The sequence below is a fragment of the Candidatus Nitrosocosmicus sp. T genome, from assembly GCF_054408485.1.
Genome location: NZ_CP166992.1, coordinates 1148307 through 1161042, shown reverse-complemented (window position 1 = coordinate 1161042; position 12736 = coordinate 1148307). Strand labels below are relative to the sequence as shown.

Below are 12736 nucleotides of genomic sequence, written 5' to 3'. Positions count from 1 at the left end.
ACGCGAATAAAGTATATTTTAGAATCTGTGATAATGTGTTACTACACGTTGTTGATATCCTTTTCAAATGGAGTTTCCTATACATGATGATTATTGTAAACTCACGTTTACTACATCAACTTCATTCTTTATCTTCTACTCCTTCTCATTTACATGAGACAAAGAATTGCATCCGATACTACATTTGCTGATTTTTTTTAATTGGAATGATCAGATAGACTAATTGTATTCTAAGATTTGAATTACCTACTCTATCTTAATTTCTCTAAAGGGATAACCTGGCAATTATTTGCACAGACGTTTTGACTGTTGACTGAAATTACTTCCTTTCTAATCTTTGTCTTTGTATCAGTTATTCAAAATTACAACATACAATTCTAATTTTTCAAACCGTATGAAAAATGAAGGAATTGATTGATCAGTTTTGATTTGATTGCACTCCCTTAATCTTTATCATCCATCTTATCTGCCTTATCTTTATCATCCATTATATTATGAATTTAGGACAAGATACAGTTAAGATCAAGATCAAGATTAAGATTAGGGATTTATTTATTTTATTAGTATAAGTATTGTAAAGTCTCGCAGATTAGAAAGAGCACAAGGCCCATTCTAACCCACTACCACTACTACAATATAATAACTAAGGAGGTGATCCGGCCGCAGGTTCCCCTACGGCCACCTTGTTACGACTTCTCCCTCGTTGCTGACCCCAGGTTCGATAGTACCAATTAGGCACCACCTCGCCAAGAACCAACTTCGATGAAGCGACGGGCGGTGTGTGCAAGGAGCAGGGACGTATTCACCGCGCGATAGTGACACGCGGTTACTAGGGATTCCATATTCATGAGGGCGAGTTTCAGCCCTCAATCATAACTGTGGTAAGGTTTAGAGATTGCCTCCTCCTTTCGGAATCGAAACTCATTGTCCTTACCATTGCAGCCCGCGTGTGGCCCGAGGGTTTCGGGGCATACTGACCTGCCGTAGCCCCCACCTTCCTCCGTCTCAGCGACGGCGGTCCCTCTAATTAGCTCCACTACTCCTGAGAATAATGGTAGCAACTAGAGGCAGGGATCTCGCTCGTTACCTGACTTAACAGGACACCTCACGGCACGAGCTGGCGACGGCCATGCACCTCCTCTCAGCTTGTCTGGTAAAGTCTTCAGCTTGACCTTCACTCTGCTGTCGCCCCCGGTAAGATTTCCGGCGTTGACTCCAATTGAACCGCAGGCTTCACCCCTTGTGGTGCTCCCCCGCCAATTCCTTTAAGTTTCAGTCTTGCGACCGTACTCCCCAGGCGGCAAACTTAACGGCTTCCCTGCGGCACTGAGTTAGCAATAAGCCAACTCATCACCGAGTCTGCATCGTTTACAGCTGGGACTACCCGGGTATCTAATCCGGTTTGCTCCCCCAGCTTTCATCCCTCACCGTCGAGCGCGTTCTGGCAAGCCGCCTTCGCCACTGGTGGTCTTCAATGGATCAACGGATTTTACCCCTACCCATCGAGTACCGCTTGCCTCTCCCGCCTCCTAGCTCTATAGTATCTTCCGCAGCCCATCTGTTAAGCAGGTGGATTTAACGGAAGACTTGTAGAACCGGCTACGGATGCTTTAGGCCCAATAAACGTCCCGACCACTCGGGGTGCTGGTATTACCGCGGCGGCTGACACCAGACTTGCCCACCCCTTATTCTGCACCATTTTTAGAGGTGCCAAAAGATCTCCTTAACGGAAATCACTCAGAGTAACCCTGTCAAGCTTTCGCCTATTGCAGAGGTTTCGCGCCTGCTGCGCCCCATAGGGCCTGGGCCCTTGTCTCAGTGCCCATCTCCGGGCTCCTCCTCTCAGAGCCCGTACCGGTTACAGGTTTGGTGGGCCATTACCTCACCAACAGCCTGATCGGCCGCAGTCCAATCCAGGGGCCATATAGATTTAAGTCATTACCCATTCCAGAAGTGATGACCTATCGCGGTTTATCCTCAGTTTCCCGAGGTTATCCACGTCCCCTGGGCATGTTGACTACGTGTTACTGAGCCGTATGCCACATATTGCTATGTTGACTCGCATGGCTTAGTCCCACTCTGATAGCAGTCGGGTCCGGCAGGATCAACCGGAGTCAAATAAAGTAAATAACGGCTGTAGAATTATTATTTACTTTATTATAAATCGTCGGTTGATTCTCATATAAATAAACAAACAAACTAACTTTTTTTTACGAGTTTGTTTGTCTGTTTACTTGTATGTGTTTATATAATAATTCGTCCAATTCTCTTCTTACTTCTTACTTCTTACTTCTTATCTCATTTAGATTTTAGATTGTAGACAAAATAAGGAATAAGGAAAAGTAATAAGATTTGAAAGGACGTTTATTGAGTTCTTTCTTTATTATTAAAGCTCTATTTTTTAGAGATTAACAATAAAGAGAAAGAGTACGATCGAAAAACTAGATTTGTATGTTGTCTATTTATGTAAAAAGACTAATGTGACTATGGTTAACTAACATAAAAATTCTCAAAGTCAGACAACATTAAGTTGACAAAACGTCTTCTGTGCTTTTGATTCAAGGTTATATTTAGTAATTAGTAATTTAGCAAATGATCTTAATCATTACTAAAAAATACTATATACTTGATTAGTATCGCATCTAGATTTCTAGTCTATCTGATCATTCCCATGTCAGATTCAATCGATCAGGTCAGCACTGATTTTTTGATCGAATCTCCCTGTTTGTATATTTAAACTGTTATGAGCGCACCTGGAGGTCTGTAAATCACATTATGGCATTAGCCAACTTCATTACCGACGCCGCCTTTTGTCTTGGATGCGTTCTATTTACAATCAAAAAAATATTAATATAAATCTTGTTCTTAGGTCAAAACCCTAATGAATGAGATTTTGTTACTTAGAGGTTGCTGTAAGCGGTATATAATAAATTTCCTTAATGTTCTCGAATATTCTTAGAAGTATGATCGAATGTAAGTTAAAACATTCATTAAGATTATTCAGAGTAAAATAACATAAACAATTATTGTCTCATAATATGTTTTAAAAACAAATAAAAGTTTCTGTAAATGGACAATAAATTAGGTATGAAATATGAAGATTACGCGGATTTGTACAAGAGTAAAACATTTGAATCTATGAATTTGTATTTCAAATCCAGAGGTATTTTTCCAGGAGGAATAAATCACAACATTAGATACTTTAAACCTTATCCTTTTTTTACAGCCAAATCACATGGTAAATATTTATTTGACGTTGATGGAAACAAGTATTTGGATTTTTGGAATGGTCACTGGGCGCTTATCCTGGGTCATTCTCCAGAAATTGTGACATCCAAGCTGAAGAAACAAATTGGTAAAGGTACTTTGTACGGTACCGCGAATAAAGCTAGTTATAAACTGGGTAATGAAATTAATAAAGCCATACCTCTGGCAGAGAATTTACGATTCTGTAGTACAGGATCAGAAGCCACCATGTATGCAATTCGTTTGGCTAGGGCTTCAACCGGCAAGAGGGTGATTGCCAAGGTAGAAGGAGGATGGCACGGTTTCAATACAAATCTTTTGCAATCGGTGAATTATCCCTATGAAGTAGATGAAGGTATGGGACTAATTGAAGATGAGGCACATTTTATTGAATCTTTACAATTTAACGATTTAGAAAGATCCATAAAAGTATTAGAGTCTATTAAGGATGACCTTGCAGCGATTATTGTTGAACCGGTTTTGGGCGGAGCTGGATGTATTCCACCTCAGGACGGATATCTACTCGGATTGCAAGAGTTTGCAAAAAGAAACGGAAGCCTCTTCATACTAGACGAAATAGTGACTGGCTTCAGGTTTGCCTTTAATGGCGCTATGAATTTATTCAAGTTAGACCCCGACCTTTTTACTTTGGGTAAAATAATTGGTGGAGGACTTCCCATTGGAGCCGTATGTGGAAAGAAAGAGATAATGAAAAGGGCAGATGCTACTGTGGATGATAATAAATCGTCATATTGTTCGATCGGTGGAGGTACATTTTCTGCTAACCCATTGACTATGAAAGCTGGATATTATACTTTAAAACAATTGAGAAAAAATCCAGGAATTTATGAGAAAATCAATATTCTTGGAGAAATTACAAGAAAAGAACTAGCAAAATTATTCGTTGAGCTTAGAATAAGAGTCCATGTAACTGGAATTGGTTCTTTGTTTATGGTTCATTTTTTAAGGGAAGAGACTGAGAGGATTGAGAATGCTGTTGACGCAGCACTGGCTGACAGAGAGATATTAACTAATTATAATCTAGCCTTAATGGCTAAGCATAATATATTTTTCTTGCCGGGAAAAATGGGGGCATTTTCAAACGCAAATAACAACAAAGATGTAACAAGATTAGTCGAATCAACTAGAAGAATCTTCGAACAAAATAAACAATAATTTTACTAAAGCGTGAGATTAGTAATTCAAGTCTTTTACATTCTCTCTTAATTTTCTCTCCACAGTGCCTTTTTTTTTGCTACCAGTATAAAAAAAACAAAATATACAGACTGGACAAGTAATCCTAAGGAGATAGACCAGCCTTCCGGAATAGAGAAACCCATTGAATATTGCAACATCAATGAAGCATGGGTGGTAGGAACAAAATACGAGATGAATTGTAATTCTACAGGTAGTTTTTCTATTGAATAAAAGACAGGAGGTATAACTGCAATAATAACATTGACGAATGATATTAGCTGAGTGGCATTTCGCATATGTAACATATGAGAAGATAAAAAAAATCCTATTGAGGACATAGTCCCCCAAATGAGAAAGACATTCAATAATAGCAAAGGGAGGAAATTCATAGAAACCGAAAAATATATGGCAAGTGAGAGTAAGACCAGTAGCGCAGGCAGGCCGTACAGTAATTGTGACAGAGCCAATCCCAGCATATAGGTAATGGACGAAACTGGAGAGGCAACAAATACATCTTGCATCTTATATTCAATTTTGTAAAATGATATATCCTGGCCTAAGGCCAATCCGTAGCCTACCAGAGCCATAACTAGACTGCCAGCGACGGCAAACTGTACATATTCACCACTACTTACAATAAATAATATAAACAACAAAGAAAAGGGAGAAATAGCTGTGAATATTAATGACAGTGGATTTCTTCTTAACCAGAGATACCCCGTCATATATGCAATGATAAAGATTTGTTTGGTTACAACATACAAATTATCGAGAATATTCATGGCTAGCGTATATTTTCGGCTTGGAGAGTTATATATTAACCAATATCAACCCTAGAAAAGGATACTAATCAGTTAGTAAAGGAAAAGGTATATTGCTCAATTTGATTCAACCAAAAAGTGATATTGAGATCTATTAAAACCAGTAGAACAATAGATGACACATCAAATTACATTTCCTTAAAGCCACAGTTAATCGACCACATTAAGCTTTTGAATAGAACAGGAATAACTGCTAAAAAAATCTTTAGAGAAACGAATGATATTGGATCAGATAAAGAGCCTAAGAGCAATAATTATCAGCAAAGACCCAGCTTCTGGATTGAAGGGTATGGCTGTTCCGCTAATTTTGCTGATCTAGAAATGATGGCAGGAAAGCTGAAATTACGAGGATTCAGATTGGCTGAGACCCCCGAAAATTCCAGTATTAATTTGATTGTAACTTGCTCGGTAAAAAATTCTACTGAACATAAAATGATGAATCGAATTAGGTATTTGAGTAATACTAATAAACCTTTGATTATAGCCGGTTGTCTGCCAGCTGCTGATGAGGGGTTAGTAAGGTCTGCGAATTCTCAGGCTAGCATTATTGGACCAAATTCTATTGATAAAGTAGTGGAGGTCGCTCATGCAGCGATGGATGGACAAACTGTATCAATATTAGAGAATTCGCATATTGAAAAAATAAATATTCCCAAACTTCGAATCAGTCCGATAACTAGTATCGTTGAAATCTCAACTGGATGTCTTAGCGAATGTACTTTTTGTCAAACAAAGCTTGCGAAGGGTAACCTTAAGAGCTATAGAACCGGTGAAATAGTTAACCAGATAAAACAGGATTTAGGTGAAGGATGTAAAGAGATTTGGTTAACATCTACTGATAATGGGTGTTATGGACTAGATATTGGGACCAACTTGGTAAATTTATTAAAGAGCTGTGAAAAAATAGAGCAAGAATTTAAGATAAGACTCGGAATGATGAATCCAATGTATCTAAGCCGAATGATAAACGAACTATCCACGTTATATTCAGAAAGTAATAAGCTTTTTAAATTCATCCATATACCCATCCAAAGCGGCAGCGAAAGAGTCTTGAGAAATATGAAAAGAGGACACACGATAAATACGACCAAAGATCTGGTCATGAGGTTGAAAGACAAAATTCCAGAAATCACAATAGCAACTGACATAATTACTGGGTTTCCAACAGAAACCAATGAGGATTTTGAGCAGACTCTTGATTTGATATCATTTATTGATCCCGATATAGTTAATTCATCGAAGTTCAGTTCTAGGCCCGGAACCGCTGCATCGAAATTGAAGAAAGTCGATGAAGATATAATTTCAGAGAGATCAGAAAGATTACATTATTTAATTAAAGCAATAGCAAAAAAGAGAAATTCTCGGTGGATAGACTGGGAAGGGGAGATCCTCATTAACGAAATTGAAAATGGAAGACTGAAGGGCAGAAATGATTTTTACAAATCAATAATTTTAGATAGCGGATCTGATGAATCATTTTTGAAAATTAATGTACAAAAGGACTATCAGTCAAACATGCAACAATCAAGGTTCTATCCCAGTTACAAGGATCAAAAGGCAGAAAATAAGGTTATCGAAGCTAGTCCATATAAGAACAGCAAATCATATTTTGACAATCCTTTGTTAGGTAAGAGAATTAGAGTCAGAGTAGTAGCCTTTTCAAATCATGTGTTAAACGCCATACCGATATAGTCTATCGACCAAAAGTGATCTCACAACACTTTTATCTATCGATTAAGGTTTGTTAATGACCATTGAACAATGCTAATACTTTGAAAACATGTATCATAGGTGTTGGAACTGCAGGGATAAAGATAACAACTAAAGTATTGGAAAAAGTGAATTTAGATCATCTTTTTTTGGAAAATCATTCCTCGAACGGATCTCATGTTGATAAGAAAATTGAAATAATTATTCCATCCAGAATTAATCCATCATTAGACCAGATAAGAAAATCATTAATGAAAGCAAAAGATGAAATCTTATCAAAGGTTAATGGATACCAATCCATTATAATTATTGGAAACTTAGCTTCCAAGTTTGGATCAGCAGTATTGCCCGTTTTATCTCAAATACTAAAGAATAAAATCAATCGAGAGATAATTTGCTTGACTATACTTCCATTTGGATTTGAGAAAGAAAAGTTATTCCGTTGCGGAGTATCTCTTTCTTTTTTATGCAAGTTTGTTAACAGTGTTATTGTGATTGATAACAATTCAATAATAAGAAATGGAAATGATATTTCCATTGAACAATGCTACGAGATTACTAATACGGCGATGGTCGATATAATAGTTCAATCGATGAACAAGAGTTTTCCTGAAAAATTTAATTTTGTTACTTCGAATAAATCGACAAAGGGTATAAAGAATGCATTTATTGATACAATGGCCCAATTGACACAAAAAATTGATATTAATAGTATTCAAAAATGCTCGCTCTATTTGTATCAGCCTAGGGAAAAAATCTCAATAATAGAGAATGTTATAGAGACAACTAATAATTTACTTTCCGAAGCTGAAAAAGAAGTAAACATAATGGAAGAAGGAAATGAAGTTACAAAATGTCATATTGTGGTCAAGACAAATAAAGATATTGTATCGGGATACGATCCGCTGAACTTTTTGATTCCAAAGAAAAACATTTTAGATTTTGAGCCTGAGATAGCAATGGATGATATTCAAATACCATATTTCAATGATATTGAATCGGTATTTACTGTAAGTAACAGAAGGTTCAGTAATTGAATTTTATACATGAAAACTGAATAATATCTGTCTACCAATCCACTATCAGAAATTTTTTAATTCTTAAGTTGTTGATAATTTTAATTATAAAAAATTGTTTTGAAGAAAATCTATATCAGCTTAAGTCATTGCTATTTCTTTTCTTTCTCTCCACTCTCTTCAATTGGAACTCCGTCACCTTTCTCTTCGATTCCTATTGATTCTTCAGTTTTCATTTGAGAACCTGATTCTATGATGACATCCTCATATAGAGAAATTATAACCTGATCATCTTCATCTTTAACAATTCTAACTCTTACCTTCCTTGGAGGATTAGTCTTACCTCTTTCCCAAATATATCGATTTAGCTCTTGATCAATTTTAATTTGAGAACTTTTCATATGCTTTATGGCGAATTCTTTAATCATGTTAACTACTCTATCAGTTCTTTTATGCTTCGGTGTTAGCCATGCTTTACTTAAATTTATTGTATAAATTCTTGCTAGTGTATCCTCAACATTTGACATTTTACATCATCTCCTTTTCTTATCCTATATTCACATCTGATCTACGCCATGACCTTCTTTTTGGATTTGTTCTGACATGTCGGTGTGTCCGAATAATAATCCAGGCTGGCACCGGTCTGTTTTGCTTAATTTTCTTTAATAGTCTTATTTTTCTAGTAGTACTTTTGCGGGCAGCCATAATATCTTATTTTACAATATAACCTATTTTTAAGTGTTAACATACAACAAAGTTAATCAGGCAAAATTGTTTCGTGAATTTTATGAATGCATCATATATGAAATAACAAATTAATTGCCTATTTCCTATTGTGTAGGTAACAAATGTATGTCTGTGAAACCTGCTTTAACTTTATGAAATCCATTTATACTGTGAAGCAATTAAAAAAAATTAAAGTCATTTCAAAAGGCCAAGAATCACAGTTACAATGTCTCAGCAATTATCATAAGAAGTTAGTTGATAGTTTCAAATCATAGTAAAAATATCTAACCTTGAATATGTTGTATGGCATTCGAGTAGACCTGGTCACCGATTTTTATATCAAATTTATTTGTAAAATTGGAAATAACCTCTAAAACATACAAAGAATCGTCATGAGGTGAATAGGACGGACACGGTAGCAAGAAAACACAGGGCTGAAGATTTTTTTCAATGTGGACGATTTTCCCTGATGAATCAATCCATAGAATGTCTATCGGAAATTTCATATCCTTCATCCAAAATGAGTATTTTTGCGCCGATTTAAAGATGAATAGCATTCCTTCGTTTTGCTTGATGGAATCTTTAATTGCTAATCCTTTGGACTGAGATTCTGGAGTCGTTGACAGAGTGGCAATTATATTCTCTCCTCCCACCGATACCAAAGCAGTTTGATTTTGTTCCCTTTGTTGCGCTAGTACGCTTCCAAATTCATTATCTACTATTGGAAATAACAACACTAGAGAAAAAACTAAATATGTAAACAGTGAGAAAATAATTTTCTTCAATTGTATCGATGTACAAATCGTTTACATAATTTAAACAATACATTTTTTATAATGCGATAGAGCATTACACATATGGAGTGCAATTGCAGATGCATAAATTGCAAGAGTCCTAGTTTAACTAGTAACGATTTTATAGCTTCGGACGGTTATGGAGATTCTCATCATACGTGTAGAGCCTGTGGAGTACATTTTAATCATCTAGATGGTGAACAATTCAGGTTTTGTGATATTTGTAAATATTCCCCTTAAATAATAAATATAACAAGGATAACGATTATGAGAGGAGTTTTTCCTTTGATAATGCGTTATCGAATTCTTGCTCAGTCATTAACTTTTTTTCGAGTATTACTTCTTTGATGGTTTTATTGCTAGACATTGCTTCTTTGTAAATTTCAGCTGCTTTCAGATATCCTAATATGGGATTCAATAATGTAACCAACACGGGACTCTTTTGTACACTTAATTGAAGTTTTTGTTTGTTCGTTTGTATACCATCGATCATATTCTTAGAAAATATAGGCAGGAAGTTAGTAAGCATATCTGTAGAATCTAGGATTGATTTGACCATACCTCCAAGCATAACGTTTAATTCAAACTGCCCTGCTTGACATGCAAGAGTTACAGAAAGATCATTACCGATTACGATGAAACAAATCATATTCATGGTCTCAGATAGAGAAGGATTGACTTTTCCAGGCATTATTGAGGACCCGGCATGAACGGCTGGAATTGTGATTTCTGCGAATCCAGCCGTGGGTCCTGAAGCCATTAACCTAATATCGTTTGACATTTTTGTCAATTCGATAGCCAAATTTTTTATTGAAGAGGAGCAATTAGCAACATCGAGCTTACTTTGTAGAGAGTAGAATAAGTTGGGAGACGGCTTCAAAGGTAGTCTTGAAATATTTGCTAGGTTTTCCACCACAAGGTGTTGATAACCTTTTGGGGTATTTGCTCCCGTTCCTACTGCGGTGCCCCCAAGGGCCACATAGTAAAGTTGCTCCACAGAACTAATGATAAATTTCTTTGATTTTGTTAATGCAAACAAATATGAACTAAATTCGTCCCCCATAGTAACAGGGATTGCATCCATGAGATGTGTTCTACCAATTTTTATATCGTCCTTAAAATCAGTTGCTTTTTTTTCTATCGAATGAATTAATAGATCCAACGATTTTATTAAGTCTAAACAATTAAAGATGATAGAGATATGAATGGCCGTCGGGGAGGTATCGTTACTAGACTGAGACATATTCACATGGTCATTGGGGCTTATTATTTCATAAGAACCCCTCGGTTTGTCAAGTATTTCTAAGGCTCGGTTTGCAATTACTTCGTTACAATTCATATTAAAAGCCGTACTTGCTCCCGAATTCAGTGTCTCGATTACAAATTGATCAGACAATTTTCCCTCCAAAATTTCATCGCAGCTTCTGATTATGGGGTTGGCGATTCGTGGCGCTAATACTCCAAGGTCTTGATTTGTTATAGCAGCTGCTTTCTTAATCAGTATGAAGGATTTGATAAAGTTCGGATGCGGACGAAGTTTAGTAATTTGATATTGTTTCATTGCTCGTGCAGTGAATGGACCATAGTAGGCATTTTCAGGGACTTCTACCTCACCTAATGAATCCTTATCAAATCTAATTTTTTGAGACATAGTTTTCATTTTTATTAGGGATATTTAAAATATATAACGTAAGGCTTGCAAACTTCGATCAACGTTATTGATTTGGAAATGAAATGCACTTTATTTCGATTTCCTTTTATTGTCATAGGGCTAGAATAAAGTCATTTGTATATTTATAAGTAATAATTATATCATAAAGCTTTTTCCTAAATAAATACTGATATAAATCGACTAATATTTTAATAAATTTCAACAAATGATTAGAATAATGAGATATTTGTTAAATGCGATTAAGAAGTTGTGGTATTGATCAAACTTGACAATATCACATAAAGGTATATTTATATCGAGTATATATATACCCAAGGAAACGAATAATGCCCCAAACAAAGCCAATGGTGAGTATAGAAAACGTTGTGGCATCTGCAACGGTCAATCAAACTATTAATTTAAACTTAATTACACAGATATTTCCCGACGTAGAATATCATCCTGATCAATTTCCAGGGTTAGTATTTAGATTAAAAGCCCCCAAAACCGCTACTTTAATTTTTAGTTCAGGTAAGATGGTGTGTACCGGCGCAAAATCAGAAGAACAAGCAATCAAGGCAGTAAGAAGTGTAGTTCAGAAGTTACGAAAGGGTGGAATTCCTGTAGAAAATGATCCTATAATTGAGATTCAGAATATTGTTGCCTCAGCAAGTCTAGGAGGTAAGATCCATTTAGAGTTAGCAGCAAGAATATTGCCTAGAAGTATGTACGAGCCGGAGCAGTTTCCAGGATTAATACATAGGATGTTAGATCCGAAAACAGTAATTTTGTTGTTTGCCAGTGGCAAGCTGGTTTGCACTGGCGCAAAAAAAGAAACTGAAGTATACAGGGCAGTTACTAATTTGCACACTCTTTTGGAAGAAAAGAACTTAATGATATACGAAAGTTAGTATTCTTTGATCTCTTTTTTTATTGCCTCGTACTCATTTTTATCGATCCTATTATTGTCTTTTAGGATTTTAATAATGTGATGAATTGGAATTGCACTTTTTATTTTTATTGCGAACTGATCATGTATATCTTTAGATCCTTGTTGTCGATCTACTAACACAACTATTCCGCTGACGGTTGAACGATTGGCTAATGATTTGATTCCTGATAATACTGAATGGCCCGTTGTAATTACATCATCCACAAATAATATTTTTGAGTTTGGAGTGAATTCTCCTTCTATTTTTTTCTGCATACCATAGCTCTTAAGATCTTTCCTGATGTAAATATGGGGCTTGAAAAGTTCGTATGAAAGAGCCGAACCAAAAACGGTTCCTGAAGTTGGTACAGAGCATATATAATCAAAACTTCCAAGTCCGATTTGCGAATGAATAAGGTATGTCAATAAGAAGATTGCTTTTCTAAAATAAACAGGATGACTTTGAAGTATCCGCAAATCCAGATAAAAACGACTCTTCTTACCACTCGAGAGAGTAAAATTTCCGATTTTAATTGCGTTTCTATCGAATAAAAATAGTACAATATCTTCCTCAAGCTGGACTCTATCACTTTCGTTCAATTCTTGGTTATTAAGTGATCTCTGATTTTATATGTTACTCATAC

10 protein-coding genes and 1 rRNA gene are annotated in these 12736 nt (G+C 35.9%); 4 read left to right on the top strand and 7 right to left on the bottom strand.

The genetic code is table 11. From position 1 onward, the window contains the following. Positions 1 to 646: 646 nt before the first annotated feature. Positions 647 to 2115, bottom strand: a 16S ribosomal RNA gene (locus AB0A59_RS06005). 954 nt (positions 2116 to 3069) lie between these two features. Between AB0A59_RS06005 and AB0A59_RS06000 the strand changes: the two genes are divergently transcribed. After that, positions 3070 to 4422 carry an aspartate aminotransferase family protein gene (locus AB0A59_RS06000; RefSeq protein WP_458747173.1) on the top strand — a complete coding sequence of 451 codons (1353 nt, stop codon included), beginning with the start codon at positions 3070 to 3072 and terminating at the stop codon, positions 4420 to 4422. Between the two features lie 47 nt (positions 4423 to 4469). Here the strand turns inward: AB0A59_RS06000 and AB0A59_RS05995 are convergent, their stop codons facing one another. Beyond that, positions 4470 to 5225, bottom strand: coding sequence for an ABC transporter permease (locus AB0A59_RS05995; protein WP_458747172.1), 756 nt, complete (start codon positions 5223 to 5225; stop codon positions 4470 to 4472). Between the two features lie 123 nt (positions 5226 to 5348). Between AB0A59_RS05995 and AB0A59_RS05990 the strand changes: the two genes are divergently transcribed. Together AB0A59_RS05990 and AB0A59_RS05985 are read left to right on the top strand one after the other, a co-directional pair. Next, positions 5349 to 6956 (top strand): tRNA (N(6)-L-threonylcarbamoyladenosine(37)-C(2))-methylthiotransferase, encoded by a 1608-nt coding sequence (locus AB0A59_RS05990; protein ID WP_458747171.1) that lies wholly within the window; start codon positions 5349 to 5351, stop codon positions 6954 to 6956. A 62-nt stretch (positions 6957 to 7018) separates the two neighbouring features. Further along, a complete protein-coding gene (locus AB0A59_RS05985) occupies positions 7019 to 8011 on the top strand; it encodes a hypothetical protein (protein WP_458747170.1) in 993 nt (330 codons plus the stop codon). 131 nt (positions 8012 to 8142) lie between these two features. On the opposite strand, the gene AB0A59_RS05980 is transcribed toward AB0A59_RS05985, so the two are convergent. From AB0A59_RS05980 to AB0A59_RS05965, 4 genes are all read right to left on the bottom strand, one after another. Then, on the bottom strand, positions 8143 to 8517 hold the full coding sequence (locus AB0A59_RS05980; RefSeq protein WP_458747169.1) for a 50S ribosomal protein L31e: 375 nt from the start codon (positions 8515 to 8517) through the stop codon (positions 8143 to 8145). 19 nt (positions 8518 to 8536) lie between these two features. Beyond that, on the bottom strand, positions 8537 to 8695 hold the full coding sequence (locus AB0A59_RS05975) for a 50S ribosomal protein L39e (protein ID WP_144734863.1): 159 nt from the start codon (positions 8693 to 8695) through the stop codon (positions 8537 to 8539). A gap of 305 nt (positions 8696 to 9000) precedes the next feature. After that, positions 9001 to 9501 carry a DUF192 domain-containing protein gene (locus AB0A59_RS05970; RefSeq protein WP_458747168.1) on the bottom strand — a complete coding sequence of 167 codons (501 nt, stop codon included), beginning with the start codon at positions 9499 to 9501 and terminating at the stop codon, positions 9001 to 9003. Positions 9502 to 9775: 274 nt separating this feature from the next. Next, positions 9776 to 11161: an aspartate ammonia-lyase gene (locus AB0A59_RS05965; RefSeq protein ID WP_458747167.1), complete on the bottom strand. Its 1386-nt coding sequence runs from the start codon at positions 11159 to 11161 to the stop codon at positions 9776 to 9778. Positions 11162 to 11508: 347 nt separating this feature from the next. Here AB0A59_RS05965 and AB0A59_RS05960 point away from each other — a divergent pair, with 347 nt between their 5' ends. Next, complete coding sequence (locus tag AB0A59_RS05960; RefSeq protein WP_144734851.1) at positions 11509 to 12072, top strand: TATA-box-binding protein; 564 nt, start codon at positions 11509 to 11511, stop codon at positions 12070 to 12072. Here the strand turns inward: AB0A59_RS05960 and pyrE are convergent. After that, on the bottom strand, positions 12069 to 12692 hold the full coding sequence (gene pyrE, locus AB0A59_RS05955) for an orotate phosphoribosyltransferase (protein ID WP_458747166.1): 624 nt from the start codon (positions 12690 to 12692) through the stop codon (positions 12069 to 12071). The two genes, AB0A59_RS05960 and pyrE, sit on opposite strands and share 4 nt — an antisense overlap. Positions 12693 to 12736 lie beyond the last annotated feature (44 nt).

What these genes read in the sequence shown, in the direction of transcription:
- AB0A59_RS05995 (WP_458747172.1), bottom strand. Translation starts at nt 5,225, where the DNA reads ATGAATATTCTCGATAATTTGTATGTTGTAACCAAACAAATCTTTATC.
- AB0A59_RS05960 (WP_144734851.1), top strand. Translation starts at nt 11,509, where the DNA reads ATGCCCCAAACAAAGCCAATGGTGAGTATAGAAAACGTTGTGGCATCT.
- AB0A59_RS05975 (WP_144734863.1), bottom strand. Translation starts at nt 8,695, where the DNA reads ATGGCTGCCCGCAAAAGTACTACTAGAAAAATAAGACTATTAAAGAAA.
- AB0A59_RS05980 (WP_458747169.1), bottom strand. Translation starts at nt 8,517, where the DNA reads ATGTCAAATGTTGAGGATACACTAGCAAGAATTTATACAATAAATTTA.
- AB0A59_RS06000 (WP_458747173.1), top strand. Translation starts at nt 3,070, where the DNA reads ATGGACAATAAATTAGGTATGAAATATGAAGATTACGCGGATTTGTAC.
- AB0A59_RS05965 (WP_458747167.1), bottom strand. Translation starts at nt 11,161, where the DNA reads ATGTCTCAAAAAATTAGATTTGATAAGGATTCATTAGGTGAGGTAGAA.